Raw genomic sequence first — 17,577 nt, 5'->3', positions numbered from 1 at the left:
ATCACCGGAAAGGCAGTGATCTCTAATGCGTTCCGGATGACAAATGTCAACTACGGGCGGGGCGGCAGCGCGGGACGCCGGCGGGACGGCCGGGTGGCGGGGTCGGGCGGGGTCGCCGCCGGACGCTCGTCCAGCGCGGCCAGCGCGAGCCGTACCGCCTCCTCGATCTGCGGGTCCCTGCCCTCCGCCCAGTCGCCGGGGGCGATGTCGACCTCGACGTCCGGATCGACGCCGTAGTTCTCCACGCCCCAGCCCAGCTCCTCGAACCAGAAGGAGTACTTGGGCACGGTGATGCGCGTGCCGTCGACCAGGCGGTGGGCGTCCTCGATGCCGATGACGCCTCCCCAGGTCCGGGTGCCCACCACGGGCCCGAGCTTGTGGATCTTGAAGGCCGCGGTGACGATGTCGCCGTCGGATCCGGCGTTCTGGTCGGTGATCGCGACCAGCGGGCCGCGCGGCGCGTCCTCGGGGTAGGTGATCGGCGTCATGCCCCGGGGCAGGTCCCAGGCGATGACCCGGCGGATCAGCTTCTCGATGACCAGCTCGGAGGTGTGGCCGCCCCGGTTCCCCCGTACGTCCACCACGAGCCCCTCGAAGGTCATCTCCCTGCGCAGGTCGCGGTGGAACTGTGCCCAGCCCTCGGCCACCATGTCCGGGATGTGCAGGTAGCCGAGGCGCCCGCCGCCGAACTCCCTGACGCGCGCCCGGTTCCCGGCCACCCAGTGCTGGTAGCGCAGGCGCCGGTCGTCGTGGAGCGGCGTGACGACCACCCGCCGGCCACCGTCCAGGGTGAGCTCGACCGGCTTGTCGGCGGCGCCGACCAGCAACCGCGCGGGCCCCTCGGGCGGCACCGGGCGGCCGTCGACCGCGAGCAGCGCCTCTCCCGGCTGCACGCTCGCCCCCGGCCCGGCCAGCGGCGAGCGGGCGTGCACGTCGGAGGACTCGGCGGGCAGCACCCGGTCCACCCGCCAGCGGCCGTCGTCGCCCCTGGAGAGGTCGGCACCGAGCAGCCCGATCGGCTCGGAGGCCGGGTGGCCCCAGGGAGCGGCGTCGACGTAGGCGTGCGAGCTGCCCAGCTCGCCCGCGACCTCCCAGAGCAGGTCGGCGAAGTCGTCGGCGGTGGCGACCCGGTCCACCAGCGGCCGGTACTCCTCCAGCACGGTCTCCCACTCGACGTCGGCCATGTCCTCGACCCAGAAGTCGGCGCGCATCCGGCGGCCCAGCTGGGCGTAGGCGTGCCGCCGCAGCGCCCGGGGGTCGGCGGTGATCCGGATCCTGGACAGGTCGACGGTCGTGTCGTCGCCGTTCTTGCCTCCCTGCTTGCCCCCGGCCGGGCGGACCGTGAGCGTGTTCTTGTCGCTGACGACGAGCTGCGTGCCGTCACCGCTCACCCGGTACCAGTCGAGCTTGTCGACCACTTCCTCCCACTTGCGCTTGACCAGGTCGTAGCGGTCCAGCGCCGGGCGGGGCGCCTCGCCCCCCACCTCGTCCCTGTCCTCGCCGAGCTCCCCGGCCAGCGGCTCCCGCAACCAGACGAATCCGCCCTTGACCGCCCGCAGGTCCGAGTAGCGCCCCTCGGGCACCGGCACCTGCACGACCCTGGCGGCGATGCCCTCCAGGTCCACGGTGATCGAGCCGTCGTCCTTCTCGCCGTCGCCGTCGCCGGAGCCCGAGCCCGAGTCGGCGGCCCGCCCCGCGGAGCTGGGCGCGAACGGGGACGGCGTGGACGCGGACAGCGGCACCAGGTAGGGCCGGTAGCCGAAGGGGAAGGACATGTCGAAGGAGTGCGCGTCGTAGACCGGGTCGAAGCCGCGCCGCGACAGGAACGCCAGGTACTCCCCCGCGAACGCGGGTGAGACGTCCACGAACCGGCCGTCGGTGACGTCGGTCACGCTCCGGTCCGCCACCCTGGCCAGCCTGATCCTGCGCAGCTGCGGGCCGTCCGGGTGCGACCAGGCCAGCCAGGCCGAGTCGGACGACCAGGTGAGGCCGTTGATCTCCCCGTCGGCCCTGGACAGCTCCACGGCCTCGCCCGAGGCCACGTCGACCAGGAGCAGCCGCCCGTTCCTGCTGGTCACCGCGATCGTGTTCCCGTCGGGCGCGACGGCGAGGTCCCCGACCTCGCCCAGCGCGCCCACGGCGATCCTGCGGCTCTCCCCGCCCCCCGCCGGGGCGATCTCCAGTCCCTGCGTCTCGCCGTCGTCGAAGACCCACACCACGCGGTCGTCACCGAGGATGCGGGGCCGCCCCGCCGACAGGCCGTCGCTGAGCTGCCGCGCCGGGCCGTCCCGGTGGGTCACCCAGTGCACCGAGCCCTGGACCTCCACCGCGCTGGCCCGCCCGGTCGCGTCCACGGCCAGGTCGTGCAGCCGCCTGCCGGCGTTGACCTGGTACGGCTGCCGCCCGCGCAGCGGCGAGCCCAGGGTGACGTCGAGTTTGCGGGCCTCGGCGTCGAGATCGTCCAGGAGATAGAGGTCTCCGGCGTTCTGGTAGACGATCCGGGTCCCGTCGGTGGTGGCGTGCCGGGCGTAGAAGACATCGTGGTCGGTGTGGCGGCGCAGGCCGCCACCGTCCGGCTCGCAGGAGTAGAGGTTGCCGACGCCCTCGTGGTCGGAGACGAAGACGAGCCGCCCCCCGACGAGCATCGGGTTGGCGAGATGGCCGTTGAGGTCGGCCAGGATCCGGGTGAAGTCACCGTCACCGCGCCGCACCCACAGCCGGCCCGCCGTGCCGCCCCGGTAGCGCTTCCAGGTCGCCGGGTCGCGGGGAAGCCCCCCGGTGAGCAGCGCCACCGTGTCTTCCGGGTCCCCCGCGACCGACAGGTCGTTGACCGGACCGTACGGCAACCGCTCGACGCGCCCCTCCCCGAGCACGTAGGCCCAGGTCTGCGAGACGAACGGCCGGCCGGTCGCGCTGATCGCGAGAATCTCGCCGTCCGGCGTCCAGCCGCGGGTACGGGTCCGCGCGTCTCCCCAGTAGGTCAGCCGCTCCGCCGAACCGGATTCCAGATCCGCCAGGTGGACCTCGGGAGCGCCGTCGCGGACGCTGGTCCAGGCGACCTTGGTGCCGTCGGGTGAGAGGCGGGGATGACCCGCGGGGGCCCGGTCCGAGGAGAGGCGCCACGCCCGGCCGCCGTCCGCCGGGGCCGCCCAGACGTCGTCGTCGGCGACGAAGGTCAGCGTCTCGTGGGAGATGTGGGGGAATCGCAGGTAGAAACCAGAAACCATCGACAAATCATATTGTCCACTATCGGGTTGATCGGGAGAGTTTTTTGGCCGATACGCTGAGCCACATGACGCGAGCTGACAGAGACAAGCCGGTGGTGCTCTCGAAGATCTACACCCGCACCGGGGACGACGGCACGACCGCGCTCGGCGACATGAGCCGCACCCGTAAGACCGATCCGCGCCTGGCCGCCTACGCGGACGTCGAGGAGGCCAACGCGGCGATCGGCGTGGCCCTCGCCGCGGGAACCCTGGAGGCGGACGTCACCGCCGTCCTCAGCCGGATCCAGAACGAGCTGTTCGACGTCGGGGCCGACCTGTGCGCCCCGCTCGTGGAGAACCCCGAGTTCCCGCCGCTGCGGGTCGAGCCCTCCTACGTCGACTGGCTGGAGGCCCGGTGCGACGAGTTCAACGAGCGTCTCACGCCGTTGCGCAGCTTCATCCTGCCCGGCGGCACCCCTGCCGTGGCCGCGCTCCACGTCGCCAGGACCGTGGTCCGGCGGGCCGAACGGACCGTCTGGTCTGCGCTGGAGGCCCACGACGACGTCAACCCGCTGACCGCGAGGTATCTCAACCGGCTGAGCGACCTGATGTTCATCCTCTGCCGGGTGGCCGCGGGCGGCGACGAGATCCTCTGGAAGCCCGGCGGCACCCGCTGAGGACGAGGCTCCTAAGCCCGGCGGCACCCCCGAGGACGAAGCTCCTAAACCCGGCGGCCACCCGCCGAGGACGAGACTCCGAAGCCCGGCGGCCACCCGCCGAGGACGAGTTCCGGAAACAGTTCCGGAAACGCGGCGGAACCCGCTGAGGAAGAGGACTCCCGGAGGTCCGGCGCGCCCGCCGGGAAGGTGAGGAGAGCTCAGGCGACGTCGAGGTAGGCGCTGGGCGGGGCGGACTCCAGCCAGGCGACGAAACCGGTCAGCGCGCGGTATCCCATGGCGAGCTCGAAGGCGTCCTGCCCGTTGCGGCACTCGATCGCCGTCACACCCTCGATGAACCCGAAGAACTCACCGGACCCGACCCTGCGACGCCCGGAAACGACAAGGCCGCGCCTCACGATGACGTGGCGCGGCCTTGGAAGCAGACCTATGAGCGGGATCCAGTTGAGGTGGCCGTCGGCGTAGCGGGCCACCCCGACCCGCCAGCCTCGCTCCTTCGACAGGGAGCGCAGGCAACAGAGCACCGATCCCCGGGAGCGGGTCAGTATCAGAACCCGGAGTCCCAGGAGGGCGACGAGCAGCCCCAGCACGATGAGAACATCCACCACCATGTCTGCTCGCCCCCCAAAAGCGCGTACAGCCTAAGAAGCAGAATTTATCCGACTTCTTCCCCAGCCGCGCGCAACCGGGCCCTGGCACGCTTGGCCTCCGCGACCGCGTCCGCGTTCTCCTGGTCGGACTCGACCGAGGCCTGAGCCCGCTCCAGCGCGGTCTTCGCGCGGGCGACGTCGACCTCGGAGCCCAGCTCGGCCAGCTCGGCCAGGATGGACACCTCGTCGTCGGCCACCGAGAGGAATCCTCCGTGGACGGCGGCGACGAGGTCGGATTCTCCGTCGCCTCGCTTGATCGTCAGCAGGCCGCCCTCGACGAGAACGCCGAGCACGGGCGCGTGCTTAGGCATGATACCGATCTCGCCGTCGACGGTCTTGGCAATCACCATGTCGGCCTCACCGGACCAGATCTCACGCTCCGGGGAGACGACGCCTACTCGCAGCTTCGCCACTTTCTCTCCAGTTCCTTATCGAACCAGGCGCCGGTACGGCCGCGTGACCGTACCGGCGCCGAAGGCGACTAGCGGGCGAGTTCCTTGGCCTTGGCCACGGCCTGGTCGATGCCGCCGACCATGAAGAACGCCTGCTCGGGCAGGTGGTCGTAGTCGCCGGCGCACAGGCCCTTGAACGAGGCGATGGTCTCGTCCAGCGGGACGTTCTCACCGGGCTGGCCGGTGAACGCCTCGGCGGCGTACATCGGGTGCGACAGGAAGCGCTCGATGCGACGGGCCCGGTTGACGGTGACCTTGTCCTCTTCCGAGAGCTCGTCGATACCGAGGATCGCGATGATGTCCTGCAGCTCCTTGTACTTCTGCAGGATCCGCTTGGTCTCCTGGGCCACGCGGTAGTGCTCCTCGCCGACGATCAGCGGGTCGAGGATCCGCGAGGTGGAGTCGAGCGGGTCCACCGCGGGGTAGATGCCCTTCTCCGAGATCGGCCGCGACAGAACGGTCTGCGCGTCGAGGTGCGCGAACGCGTTGTGCGGGGCCGGGTCGGTGATGTCGTCCGCGGGGACGTAGATCGCCTGCATGGAGGTGATCGAGTGACCGCGGGTCGAGGTGATGCGCTCCTGGAGGACACCCATCTCGTCGGCCAGGGTCGGCTGGTAACCCACCGCGGACGGCATGCGGCCGAGCAGGGTGGAGACCTCGGAACCGGCCTGGGTGAACCGGAAGATGTTGTCGATGAACAGCAGCACGTCCTGCTTCTGGACGTCACGGAAGTACTCCGCCATGGTCAGGGCGGAGAGCGCGACGCGCAGACGGGTGCCCGGGGGCTCGTCCATCTGGCCGAAGACGAGGGCGGTGTCCTTGAGGACGTTCGCCTCCTCCATCTCCAGCCACAGGTCGTTGCCCTCACGGGTGCGCTCGCCGACGCCGGCGAACACCGAGGTGCCACCGAAGTTGCGGGCGACCCGGCGGATCATCTCCTGGATCAGAACGGTCTTGCCCACGCCCGCGCCGCCGAACAGGCCGATCTTGCCGCCCTGCACGTACGGGGTGAGCAGGTCGATGACCTTGATGCCGGTGGTCAGCATCTCGGTGCGCGACTCGAGGGTGTCGAAGGCGGGCGACGGGCGGTGGATGCCCCAGCGCTCGTTGATCTGGAGCGAGGAGGTCTCGACGTCCAGCGACTCGCCGAGGGTGCTCCACACGTGGCCCTTGACGACGTCGCCGACGGGGACCGAGATGGCCGCGCCGGTGTCGGTCACCGGGGCGCCACGGGTGAGGCCGTCGGTGGGCTGCATGGAGATCGCGCGGACGAGGTTGTCACCCAGGTGCTGGGCGACCTCCAGGGTGAGGACCTTGGCCTCACCCTGGAGCTCGACGTTCACCTTGAGGGCGTTGTAGATCTCGGGCATCGCCTCGACGGGGAACTCCACGTCGACGACGGGACCGGTGACCCGCGCGACGCGGCCCACGCCGGTCTCAACAGTCTGTGCAGTCATTTCACTCTTTCCCCGCTGCGGAGTCAGCCAGCGCGTTCGCGCCGCCGACGATCTCGCTGATTTCCTGGGTGATCTCGGCCTGGCGGACCTGGTTCATCTGCTGGGTGAACACGCGGATGAGCTCGTTGGCGTTGTCGGTGGCCGACTTCATGGCCCGGCGGCGCGAGGCTTCCTCGGAGGCCGCCGACTGGAGCAGCGCGGTGAAGATGCGCGACTCCACGTAACGCGGCAGCAGCGAGTCGAGGACCTCGCCCGCGGTGGGCTCGAACTCGAAGTACGGCAGCGGCGTGTCGGACGGGTCCTCGGCGGTCTCCTCGACCTCCAGCGGAAGGATCCGCTTGACCACGACCTCCTGCGTCAGCATCGAGACGAACTCGGTGGAGACGATGTGGATCTCGTCCACCCCGTCCTCTGCCGAGAAGGCCTCGATGAGCGCGCCCGCGACCTCCTTGGCGTCGGAGTAGGCGGGCTTACGGGAGAACCCCGTCCACTGCCCGCCCATCTCACGGTTGCGGAAGGTGTGCCAGGCGACGCCCTTGCGACCCGTCACGTAGGGCACGGGCTCGACGCCCCTGTCCCTGAGCAGGTTGCCGAGCGCCTCCGCCTCACGCAGGATGTTGGCGTTGAAGCCGCCGCAGAAACCGCTGTCGCTGGTGACGATCAGGACGGCGGCCCTGGCGGGCTGCTCCTTGGCCACCGTCAGCGGATGGTCGGTGCTGGAGGTGTTGCTGACCACGCCCGTGACGGCGCGGGTGATCTCGCGCTCGTACGGCACGGCGGCCTGCATCCGCTGCTGCGCCTTGACGATGCGGGACGAGGCGATGAGCTCCTGGGCGCGGGTGATCTTCGCCGTGGACTTGACCGACTTGATCCGCCGCCGCAGCAGTCTTAGCTGGGCACCCATCGGCTACTTCTTCTCTGCCGTGCGGACTCGCTTCGTGATCTTCTCCTGGCCGACCTCGCCCTCGCCGAGCGCGGCGACCGGCTCGTCGTTGACCAGGTACTCACCGGAGGAGGTCTCGAAGCTCTTCTTGAACTCGGTGATGGCGTCCTTGAGGGCGACCACCGCGTCGTCGGGCAGCTGCTTGGTCTCGCGGATGCCGTCGAAGATGCCCTTGTGCTCGCGGCCCAGGTAGTCGAGGAACTCCGTCTCGAAGCGGCGGATGTCCTCGACCGGGACCTCGTCGAGCTCGCCCGTGGTGCCGGCCCACACCGAGACGACCTGCTTCTCGACCGGGAACGGGCTGTACTGGGCCTGCTTGAGCAGCTCGACCAGACGCTGGCCGCGCTCCAGCTGGGCGCGGGAGGCCGCGTCCAGGTCGGAGGCGAAGGAGGCGAACGCCTCCAGGTCACGGAACTGCGACAGCGACAGGCGCAGCGTGCCGGCGACCTGCTTCATCGCCTTGATCTGCGCGGAGCCGCCGACTCGGGAGACGGAGACACCGACGTTGATGGCCGGACGCACACCCGCGTTGAACAGGTCGGTCTCGAGGAAGCACTGGCCGTCGGTGATGGAGATGACGTTGGTGGGGATGAACGCCGAGACGTCGTTGCCCTTCGTCTCGATGATCGGCAGACCGGTCATCGAGCCGGAACCCATGTCCTTGGACAGCTTCGCGCAGCGCTCGAGGAGGCGGGAGTGCAAGTAGAAGACGTCGCCGGGGAACGCCTCGCGGCCCGGCGGGCGGCGCAGCAGCAGGGAGACGGCGCGGTAGGCGTCGGCCTGCTTGGTCAGGTCGTCGAAGACGATGAGGACGTGCTTGCCCTGGTACATCCAGTGCTGGCCGATGGCCGAGCCGGTGTAGGGCGCGAGGTACTTGTAACCGGCCGGGTCGGACGCCGGAGCGGCGACGATGGTGGTGTACTCCATCGCGCCCGCCTCCTCGAGGCGGCCCTTGACCTGGGCGATCGTGGAACCCTTCTGGCCGACCGCGACGTAGACGCAGAGAACCTGCTTGTCGGGGTCGCCGGAGAGCCAGTTCTCCCGCTGGTTGAGGATGGTGTCCACGGCGACGGCGGTCTTGCCCGTGCCACGGTCACCGATGATCAGCTGGCGCTGGCCGCGGCCGATCGGCGTCATGGCGTCGACCGCCTTGAGACCGGTCTGCAGCGGCTCCTTCACCGGCTGGCGCTGGACCACCGAGGGGGCCTGGAGCTCGAGGGCGCGCAGGCCCTCGGACTCGATGGGACCCTTGCCGTCCAGGGGGACGCCCAGCGGGTCGACCACCCGGCCGAGGAAGCCGTCGCCGACCGGCACGGACAGGACCTCGCCCGTCCGGCGGACCGACTGGCCCTCCTCGATCTTGCTGAAGTCGCCCAGAACAACGACACCGATCTCCCGGACGTCCAGGTTCAGTGCCAGGCCACGCGTGCCGTCCTCGAACTCAAGCAGCTCGTTCGCCATCGCCGAGGGAAGGCCGGAGACATGGGCGATACCGTCGCCGCAGTCGACGACGGTCCCGATCTCCTCGCGCGCGGCACCTTCCGGCTCGTACGCCTGGACGAAGCGCTCAAGTGCGTCCCGGATCTCGTCCGGCCGGATCGTAAGCTCCGCCATCTCTCTTCAGTCTCCCTATTCGCCTAGCCGGCCAACCGGCGGCGGACTTCTTCGATTCGTCCCGCGATGGTGGTGTCGATGAGATCGTCCCCGATGTGAACCGAGAACCCTCCCAGCACCCGCGGATCCACCTCGACGTTCAGATGAACGTCGCGGCCGTACGAGGTGCGCAGCCACGTGGCGAGACGCTGCTTCTGCCCCTCTGAAAGCACGACGGCGCTGCGCACCACCGCGACGAGGCGCTGCCGCTGGGCGGCGACCAGCTTGCCGAACTCCTCAAGCCCACCGTCCAGGCTACGTCCTCGCGGATGCAGCACGAGCTGGGTGACCAGCCGCAGGGTGGTGGGGGCGACCTTCGAGGCCAGAAGGGAGCCCAGAAGCTCCCGCTTGGCCGACTCGGGGGCCGCCGGCGCCGTCAGGGTCCGGTGAAGCTCCAGGTTCGAGGCGGCGATGCGCCCGAACCGGAACAGCTCGTCCTCGACGTCGTCGAGCCTGCCCTGCGCCTCCGCCTCGGCCGAGGCCGCGACGACGCCGAGCCGCTCCAGGGAGTCGGCCAGGTCGCCCGAGCGCGCCCACCTGGCGGACACGGCCGCGGCGACCGTCTCCAGCGCGGCGTCGCTGATCTTGCCCTCCAGCAGCACCCGGACGATCTGCGCCTTCTGGGCCGCGGGACTGGCCGGGTCGGAGAGGTTGCGGCGGAGCCCGTGTTCGCGGTCGAACAGGGCGGCGACCGAGAAAAGCTCGTCGGCCAGCGTGCCGAGGTCCGCGCTTCCCGCGACGGCGTTGAAGCGCTCTTCGACCTCGGCGAGCGAGGCCCTGCTCAGGCCCCTCATCAGCCGCTCACCGACACTCGCGCGTCACGCCTGGTTCGCCGTGTCATCAGCGGACCGCCGCGTTGCTCGACTCGAGCTCCTCGAGGAACCTGTCGACGGTACGGCGCTGGCGCGCCTCGTCTTCCAGGGACTCCCCGACGATGCGACCGGCCAGCTCGATCGACAGGCGGCCGAGCTCCGTGCGGAGCTGGGCGAACGCCTGCTGGCGGTCGGCCTCGATCTGCAGATGGGCGGCCTCGACCAGGCGGCGGGCCTCGGCCTGAGCCTCCTCGCGGAGCTCGGCCTTGATCTGCGCACCCTGCTCACGGGCCTCCTCACGCAGCCGCGAGGCTTCGTGACGGGCTTCGGAGAGCTGGTCCTTGTACTGCTTGAGCAGCGCCTGGGCCTCGGCCTGCGCGTCCTCGGCTCGCTTGATGCCGCCTTCGATCGCATCGGTCCGCTCGACCAGGGTCTTCTGGATGCGCGGAGTGAGGATCTTACCGACGACGAAGAGGACGACGAAGAAGGCGAAGCCGCCGACGACAAGCTCGTAGGTGTGCGGGAGCAGGGGGTTAGCCCCCTCCTCCGCCGCCAGGAGCGAAGCTGCCTGAATCATTTGTGCAGCCTTCCGTCAGAGGTTTTCCTGCGTCTTACTGACCGAACATGAACGGCGCGACAAGGCCGATGAGGGCCAGCGCCTCGGTGAGAACGAAGCCGAGCAGCATGTTCTGGCGGATCAGGCCGTAGGCCTCGGGCTGGCGGGCGATGGCCTGCACACCCTGACCGAAGATGATGCCGACGCCGATGCCGGGGCCGATGGCGGCGAGGCCGTAACCGATGGAACCGAGGGAGCCGGTGACCTCAGCGAGGATTCCCATTGCCATGGTGTTGTGTTTCCTTTACAGGTCGGCCGGTGAAGGCTCACCGGTCTGGATATTCGAGGGAGGTCTGTGTGCCTAGTGGTCGGCGTGGAGCGAGTTGCCGATGTACATCGCGGCGAGCATCGCGAAGAGGAACGCCTGCAGGAACTGAATGAACATCTCGAAGCCCGTCATCGCGATCGTCATGATCACGCCGACCGCGCCGAGCGGGGCGCCGAACACGGTGAGCTTCTCGAAGAGGAACCAGAAGCCGACGAGGCTGAAGAAGGCCAGGATGATGTGGCCGGCGAACATGTTGGCGAACAGTCGCACCGCGTGCGTGAAGGGCGCGATGATCATGTTGGACAGGAGCTCGATCGGGGCCAGCAGCACGTAGATCGGCTTGGGCAGCCCCGGGGGGAACATCATGTTCTTGAAGTAGCCGATCGCGCCCTGGTGCTTGACACCCAGGTAGATCTTCAGGATGTAGACGCTGAGGGCGAGCACGATCGGGAAGGCGATGTGCGAGGCGACCGGGAACTGCAGGAACGGGATGACGCCCATCAGGTTCCAGACCCAGACCAGGAAGAACATGCTGAGCAACAGGCCCATCCACCGGTCGGCGTCCTTGCCGAGGAACGGCCGGGCGACCTGGTCGCGGACGAACATGTAGCCCATCTCGCCGATGTTCTGCACGCCCCGCGGCACCAGCTTCGGGTTGCCGAAGGCCGACCAGCAGAAGCCGATGACGAGGATCGAGCTCAGCAGGGCCAGCAGCACCGGCTTCGTGAGCCAGGCGACGCCCGAGACGATCGGGGCGGCGTCGAAGAGTTCGAGTCCCGGAGGCGTGAACTCGTCCCCGGGAGCGAGGAGCGTCAGCGTGCTCACGCGGCGTTCCCTTCAGCGTGGTAGGTGATCGAAATGGCTTCGTCAGCGAAGCGACCGCCGCCGAAGGCTAGCGACCGTACTTCCGGTAGACCAGGTAGACGGATAGAGCGACCCCGAGAATCAATCCGATCGGGGTGAAGGCGACCACGCCAGTCCACTTGGACAGCAACCAGCCCCCACCGCCGTACAGGATCATCCCGGAGAGGAGATAGCTGGGGATCGACCAGGCGGCGTTGGCGAAGTCGCGGCCGTCGTCTTCGGGCCGGATTTTCTTTTCGCTCATCGCGGGCATGACGATAGCAGTCGCGGTGAGGACTAGTCATATCGGGCAGGGTCCAGGCCGCCAGCGAGATGATACGCCTCATCGCGGATCGCCCTGACCTGGAATCCGGCCATCGGGGTCGACGTAGAGCATTTTGAGTTTCATGAAGCCGCGCATCTCGCCGACCGTCCAGGCGATCGTGCACGCGATGGCCGCCCAGCCGAAGGCCTTGGGCTCGAACGCGGTGGCGTCCTCGAAGGTCTTGAGCAGAGCCATGATCACGAGAATCTTCACCGCGTAGCTCAGCACCGCGGCGGTCATCATCATCATGGGCGACACCCGGCTCGCGTACGAGACGGCCATGATGCCGAGAGTGAAGAAGACGCCGACGACCACGGTCCCGATCGCGGCGCCGAGCGCTCCCTTGGCTCCGGCCAGCAACGCCGCGACGAGGATCACGACCAGCCCCACCAGCACCGTGGGTATCGCAGCCCCCTTCAGAAGGCGCACGTCGTTGGCGAGCATCGGCACTCCAAGTGACTGTTATCAAGCGAGCGATTGCTACCTTGCAGGTCTAGGTAGGTTCACCATCTGCTAGTGAAAGCTATCACAAGCTCACGGAAGAGCGCCTTTACCTGCCGTTTCAAGTGAACGATCAAGGAGCCGGGGAAAGCGCCTCAAAGCGGCGTCTCAGGGTTTGAGAAACCCTGACGGGGAGCGCTGAGTGACAGGTCGGGCCGCGCCGGCAGGGTGGCCGTCTCGTCGCCGGTGGCGGCCGGACGGTGCCCCGGCGCCTCCGCGGGATACGGATGGGGCCTGACCCGGCCCGGCTGCTGCTCGCCGGGGAGCGCGTGCCGCCCGGCCCCCTCCGCGGGACCGCCGGGACCCGTGGGACCGGTGGGATCGAGCGGGTCGCGCCCGTCGCCGCGTCCGTCGCCGCGCCCGTCGCCGCGCCCGTCACCATGGCCCTCGGCCCCGCCGAGGTCACGGCGGGCGCGCAGGCGGGGCAGCGCCATCATCACCAGCACGCCGATGGCGAGCAGCACCGTCAGCGGGAACAGGATGAGCGGGACGCCCTCGATGGACAGCGCCACGACCGCGAAGGCGAACAGGAAGGTCCACGCGTACATGATCATGACGCTGCGGCGGTGCGAGTGGCCGATGTCCAGCAGACGGTGGTGCAGATGCCCCCGGTCGGGCGAGAACGGCGACAGGCCGTTGGACGTGCGCCGGATCACCGCCATGATCAGGTCCAGCAGCGGGAGCACCAGGATCGCGACCGGCACCAGGAGCGGGAGGATGACGGGGAAGCGGTTGATGCTGCTGGAGTCGAGCGGTGTGACCAGGATCATCGTGGAGGCGAGGACCAGACCGATCAGCATCGCCCCCGTGTCGCCCATGAAGATCTTCGCCGGGTGGAAGTTGTGCGGCAGGAAGCCCAGGCAGATCCCGATCAGCACCGAGGCGATGACCGCCGTCGCGTTGATGCTGGTGTCGCCGTAGTCCTTCGACAGGGCCACCGAGTACGTCCACGTGGCCATCGCGGCGATGCCGACGATCCCCGCGGCCAGCCCGTCGAGCCCGTCGACGAAGTTGACGGCGTTGATCATGACGACCACGATCAGGATCGTGATCAGCGGGCTCAGCGTCGAGTCGAGGATGGTCTGCCCGCCCAGCGCGGTCGGCAGCGGGAGCCACGGCAGGCTGACGCCGAAGGTGACGAGCACCCCGGCGGCGCCGATCTGCCCGGCGAGCTTGACGAGGGCGTCCATCCCCAGCCAGTCGTCCAGGAAGCCGGTCAGCGTGATCAGGCCGCCCGCGGCGATCAGCGCGATCACGATCTTTCCCTGGCCCTCGGCCAGCTTGCCCCCGGCGTAGGGCAGCTCGGCGGCGATCAGCAGACCGGCGACGAGACCGCCGTACATCGCCAGACCGCCCAGCCTGGGCGTCGGCGTGGTGTGCACGTCACGATCGCGGACCTCGGGCATGGCCCCGATGCGAACGGCGAAAACGCGGATCAGCGGAACCAGCAGATACGTCACCGCGGCCGCGACGAGCGCCATGAGTAGATATTCGCGCACGGAACCAGTTTCGCGGATAGTCCGGCCACCTGTGACCGGAAAACGACACAGAACAGCTCATAGTTCGCTGGGATATATCCGGTGGGTCCTCGTCAGCACCGCGACGCGCTCCCGTATCTCGTCCGTCGCGTCGGGGTTGCGGATGACCTGCGCCACCATCGAGGCCACCTCCTTCATCTCCTCGGGCCCCATCCCCTGGGTCGTGACGCAGGGGGTGCCGACCCGGATCCCGGACGTCACCGTGGGCGGCTCCGGATCGTAGGGGATCGCGTTGCGGTTCAGCGTGATCCCGGCCGCGTGACAGCGCTGCTCGGCCACCGCGCCGGAGATCCCGACGTCGCGCAGGTCGATCAGCGCCAGATGGCTGTCGGTGCCCCCGGAGACGGGCCGCATGCCCTCGGCGGCCAGCGCGTCGGCCAGCACCTGGGCGTTGGCCACCACCCGCCGCGCGTACTCCGCGAACTCCGGCCGCAGCGCCTCGCCGAACGCCACCGCCTTGGCCGCCACCGCGTGCATGAGCGGGCCGCCCTGCACGAACGGGAAGACCGCACGGTCGATCCTGGGGCCCAGCTCCCGCGTGCACATGATCCCGCCGCCCCTCGGACCGCGCAGCGCCTTGTGCGTGGTGAAGGTCACCACGTCCGCGTACGGCACGGCGGAGGGCAGCGCCCGCCCGGCCATCAGGCCGACGGTGTGCGCGACGTCGGCGAGCAGCCAGGCGCCCACCTCGTCCGCGATGCCCCGGAAGGCGGCGAAGTCGATCTCCCGGGGATAGGCCGTGGCGCCACAGATGATCATCTTGGGCTGGTGCCGCAGCGCCAGCTCCCTGACCTCGTCGTAGTCGATCAGCTCGGTGTCCCTGCGCACGCCGTACGCCACGACGTCGAACCAGCGTCCCGAGAAGTTGACCTTGGAGCCGTGCGTGAGATGGCCGCCGTGCGACAGCTCCATCGCCAGCATCGTGTCGCCCGGCTGGAGCAGGGCCGCGTAGGCCGCCAGGTTCGCCGAGGCGCCGGAGTGGGGCTGCACGTTGACGTGCTCGGCGCCGAACAGCCGCTTGGCCCGGTCGATCGCGAGCCGCTCGGCCCGGTCGACGACCTCGCACCCGGCGTAGTAACGCCTGCCGGGGTAGCCCTCGGCGTACTTGTTGGTGAGCGTCGAGCCGAGCGCGGCGAGCACGGCGGGCGAGGTGAAGTTCTCACTCGCGATCAGCTGGACGCCTCCGCGGAGCCGGTCGAGCTCGTCGAGCAGCACGCTCGCGATCTCCGGGTCCTCGCGCTGCAGGAGACCGAAATCCGGCCCGTAGTACGGTTCTGCGCCCATGGCTCACACCCCGAAGACGACGACTCACCCCCACTGTAAGCCCGCCCTCCCCGGTTATCCCACGTCAGGGACGTGCCGCCCCGGGACAGCGTGTCGCGGAGGACCGCCGCCGCCGGGAGGCCGCCTCACGAGAACGCGTGCGGGGCTCCGGCCTTGACCGGCACCCACCTCGGCGTGTCGGCCGCCTGGTCGCTGATCGACGTCAGGATCGCCTGCCGGTAGAGGCTCAGACGGGTGCGCCACTCCGTCATGTCCTCGACGTAGCGGCCGGAGACGGGGGCGTCCCAGACGTCCCTGCTCCTGGCGAGCTGGTAGGCCTTGTCCAGGCTGGCGGTCAGCGTGTCGAGCACGGGGAGCACCTGCCTCCACATCATGACCAGCCGCTGGTAGTCGGGGTTGAACTCCCACGACGTGACGGCGTCCGGGGACGGCAGCCCGTTGTTGGCCGAGGCCGGCGGGGTCTCCCCCGGCTGCAGCGGCTGCGGTGCGGGTGGATCCACGAACATCACAGGCTCCTCACCCTCGCTGACACGCTCCCTGCCTCCTGCTCACTCACCGTTACTCGGTGCCCCGTGCCCATCCGCCCGCAGCCCCGTGCCTCACCACCCGGCGCCCACCGCTTCGCGCTCACGGCAGCTCACGGCGCTCACGGCCTCGCGCCCGCGTTCCGGTGATCACCGGCCACCGCCCGGGGGCGGGATCGGCCGCAGCGGGTCTCCCGGTTCCACGTCGCCCGCCGGGCCGTCGGGCCGGATGTCCATGGGCGCCCAGGCCCCCTCGCCCCAGGTCTCCCCGTCGGGCACGCTCACGCCCGGCATCTCCAGCGGTTCGATCTCGCGGGCGTTGTCGGCGAGCGTCTTGAGCGCGTCGAGATCGAGGGGTCTCGCCTCGGCGGTGACGACGTCGCTGCCGTCGTTCGCCCACCGGGCGGCTGAACCCTCGCCGCCCTCGCCGCCCACGCCGCCCACGCCGCCCACGCCCGGCTGCGCGGCCACCCCGCCGGGCGCCGCCCCCGCCGCCTGCCCGGACGTGCCCTCGGCACCGCGCGCCTCACCGGAGACCGCGTCGCCGATGGACGGCCCCGGCCCCCCGGCGGGCAGCGTGGCCGCCTCGCCCGAGGTCGTGCCCGCCGTCTGGATCGCGGGCTCACCGGAGGCCGTCCCGGCGGGCCGGGGCGCGGCGGGCTCTCCGGAGGTCGTACCGGTGGACTGGGGGGTGGTGTCGCCACCGGTGCCCGGCGGCTGGACGGTCTGGTCCGTGGCCGGGCCCGCGGTGTCGAGGAGCGGGTACGCGGGCTTGGCGGAATCGAGCGGCTCGTGGGGCTCGACCCAGCCGGGCTGCCCCGCGGTGCCGGAGACGCCGTCGATCGTGGGCATCTCCAGCGGCGGGATGTCCTCGATGTTCTTCAACAGCTCGTCGACCTCGGCCGCCGTGGGCGCGTCGAGCGGGATCTGGAGCACCTTCACCCCGTCGACCTCCACGATCTTCGCCTTGGAGTCGCCGCTCTGGTCGATGTCGTCGGGGTGGTCCTTCCTGGGGGTGTCGAGGACGGTGTCGCCGGAGGAGCCGCCCTCCTCCCTCGGCGAGCGCTCGTCGCCCTTGGAACCGGCGTCGCCCTTGGCGTCGGGATCGTTCGCGGGCGGGTTGCCGGTGGAATCCCCGCGCGGGGTCGTCTCGTCGCCCTTCGAACCCGTGTCGCCCTTGGCCTCGGAGTCGTTCACGGGCGCGTTGCCGGTCGGATCCTGCCCGCGCGGCGTCGTGTCGTCCGCGTTGACGATCTCCGGCCGGGTGTCGTCGGCCCTGGGCGGCTCCGGCGCGGGCGCGGACTCCCCCTGCGGCGTCCCGGGCCCGGTGTCCGGGGTGGAGGTCTCGGGCGTACGCGGGACGTCGGGCGCCTCGCGCGGCGCGGTGTCGACCGGCGGCCCCCCACCCTGCGGGTTCTCCCCCGGCCCGGGGACCGCGGGCTTCAGGTCCTCGACCCTCGGCGTCTCCGGCCGCGCGTCGTCGGCCCTCGGGACGTCGGGCGCGGGCGCGGAGTCCTGCCTGGGCGCCTCCGGCACGGGCGCGCCCTGGGCGTCAGGCGTCCCCGGCACGGGCGCGCCCTGGGCGTTGGGCACCTCCGGGACGCGATCCGGCGCGGGCGCCTCGGGCCGGGTGTCCTCGGCCCTCGGCGCGTCCGGCAGGGACGGGGAATCCGGGGTGTAGGCCTCCGGCGGGGGCGCGGAGTCGCCCTTCGGGACCTCAGGTACGGGATCCGGAGCAGGAGGCTCGGGACGCGGCTCCTCGGCTCTCGGAGGCTCCGGCGCGGGATCGGGCCTGGGCGGCTCGGGACGCGGCTCCTCGGCCCTGGGA

General features: G+C 70.2%; 16 protein-coding genes and 1 pseudogene. 1 reads left to right on the top strand and 16 read right to left on the bottom strand.

Annotated features, from left to right (window positions below; all coding sequences use genetic code 11):
* Positions 1–50 precede the first annotated feature (50 nt).
* On the bottom strand, positions 51–3,227 hold the full coding sequence (locus AB0F88_RS10140) for a S41 family peptidase (protein WP_362679927.1): 3,177 nt from the start codon (positions 3,225–3,227) through the stop codon (positions 51–53).
* Positions 3,228–3,292: 65 nt separating this feature from the next.
* On the opposite strand from AB0F88_RS10140, the gene AB0F88_RS10135 reads away from it, so the two are divergent.
* The gene (locus AB0F88_RS10135; RefSeq protein ID WP_362679924.1) at positions 3,293–3,883 is read left to right on the top strand and encodes a cob(I)yrinic acid a,c-diamide adenosyltransferase; all 591 of its coding nucleotides are present in this window, start codon (positions 3,293–3,295) and stop codon (positions 3,881–3,883) included.
* A 200-nt stretch (positions 3,884–4,083) separates the two neighbouring features.
* Here the strand turns inward: AB0F88_RS10135 and AB0F88_RS10130 are convergent, their stop codons facing one another.
* The 15 genes and pseudogenes from AB0F88_RS10130 to AB0F88_RS10060 all read right to left on the bottom strand — a co-directional run.
* Complete coding sequence (locus tag AB0F88_RS10130) at positions 4,084–4,494, bottom strand: DUF2550 domain-containing protein (RefSeq protein ID WP_344744681.1); 411 nt, start codon at positions 4,492–4,494, stop codon at positions 4,084–4,086.
* Positions 4,495–4,538: 44 nt separating this feature from the next.
* A complete protein-coding gene (locus tag AB0F88_RS10125) occupies positions 4,539–4,946 on the bottom strand; it encodes a F0F1 ATP synthase subunit epsilon (RefSeq protein ID WP_362679921.1) in 408 nt (135 codons plus the stop codon).
* A gap of 68 nt (positions 4,947–5,014) precedes the next feature.
* Entirely contained in the window at positions 5,015–6,442 is a 1,428-nt protein-coding gene (atpD, locus tag AB0F88_RS10120; protein WP_362679918.1) for a F0F1 ATP synthase subunit beta, read from the bottom strand.
* A 1-nt stretch (position 6,443) separates the two neighbouring features.
* Positions 6,444–7,346: a F0F1 ATP synthase subunit gamma gene (locus tag AB0F88_RS10115; protein WP_362679915.1), complete on the bottom strand. Its 903-nt coding sequence runs from the start codon at positions 7,344–7,346 to the stop codon at positions 6,444–6,446.
* A gap of 3 nt (positions 7,347–7,349) precedes the next feature.
* The gene (gene atpA, locus AB0F88_RS10110) at positions 7,350–8,999 is read right to left on the bottom strand and encodes a F0F1 ATP synthase subunit alpha (protein ID WP_362679912.1); all 1,650 of its coding nucleotides are present in this window, start codon (positions 8,997–8,999) and stop codon (positions 7,350–7,352) included.
* 23 nt (positions 9,000–9,022) lie between these two features.
* A complete protein-coding gene (locus AB0F88_RS10105; protein WP_362679909.1) occupies positions 9,023–9,832 on the bottom strand; it encodes a F0F1 ATP synthase subunit delta in 810 nt (269 codons plus the stop codon).
* A gap of 46 nt (positions 9,833–9,878) precedes the next feature.
* A complete protein-coding gene (locus AB0F88_RS10100) occupies positions 9,879–10,427 on the bottom strand; it encodes a F0F1 ATP synthase subunit B (protein WP_362679906.1) in 549 nt (182 codons plus the stop codon).
* 34 nt (positions 10,428–10,461) lie between these two features.
* Positions 10,462–10,689, bottom strand: a complete 228-nt coding sequence (atpE, locus tag AB0F88_RS10095; protein WP_030906562.1) for an ATP synthase F0 subunit C — start codon at positions 10,687–10,689, stop codon at positions 10,462–10,464.
* Between the two features lie 78 nt (positions 10,690–10,767).
* Positions 10,768–11,559, bottom strand: a complete 792-nt coding sequence (gene atpB, locus AB0F88_RS10090; RefSeq protein WP_362679904.1) for a F0F1 ATP synthase subunit A — start codon at positions 11,557–11,559, stop codon at positions 10,768–10,770.
* 67 nt (positions 11,560–11,626) lie between these two features.
* Positions 11,627–11,842 (bottom strand): AtpZ/AtpI family protein, encoded by a 216-nt coding sequence (locus AB0F88_RS10085; protein ID WP_362679901.1) that lies wholly within the window; start codon positions 11,840–11,842, stop codon positions 11,627–11,629.
* A 78-nt stretch (positions 11,843–11,920) separates the two neighbouring features.
* A complete protein-coding gene (locus AB0F88_RS10080) occupies positions 11,921–12,346 on the bottom strand; it encodes a hypothetical protein (protein WP_362679898.1) in 426 nt (141 codons plus the stop codon).
* Between the two features lie 152 nt (positions 12,347–12,498).
* A complete protein-coding gene (locus tag AB0F88_RS10075) occupies positions 12,499–13,902 on the bottom strand; it encodes an MraY family glycosyltransferase (RefSeq protein WP_362679895.1) in 1,404 nt (467 codons plus the stop codon).
* A 57-nt stretch (positions 13,903–13,959) separates the two neighbouring features.
* Positions 13,960–15,225: a serine hydroxymethyltransferase gene (glyA, locus tag AB0F88_RS10070; protein WP_362679892.1), complete on the bottom strand. Its 1,266-nt coding sequence runs from the start codon at positions 15,223–15,225 to the stop codon at positions 13,960–13,962.
* Positions 15,226–15,350: 125 nt separating this feature from the next.
* Complete coding sequence (locus AB0F88_RS10065; protein WP_362679889.1) at positions 15,351–15,731, bottom strand: hypothetical protein; 381 nt, start codon at positions 15,729–15,731, stop codon at positions 15,351–15,353.
* A gap of 168 nt (positions 15,732–15,899) precedes the next feature.
* Positions 15,900–17,577 (bottom strand): annotated as a pseudogene (locus AB0F88_RS10060) (hypothetical protein); the annotation flags it as partial.

Origin of the sequence: Streptosporangium sp. NPDC023963 (assembly GCF_040639135.1) — a bacterium.
In the GTDB taxonomy this organism is placed as follows: Bacteria; Actinomycetota; Actinomycetes; order Streptosporangiales; family Streptosporangiaceae; genus Streptosporangium.
This window is presented reverse-complemented; position numbering and strand designations above follow the sequence as displayed.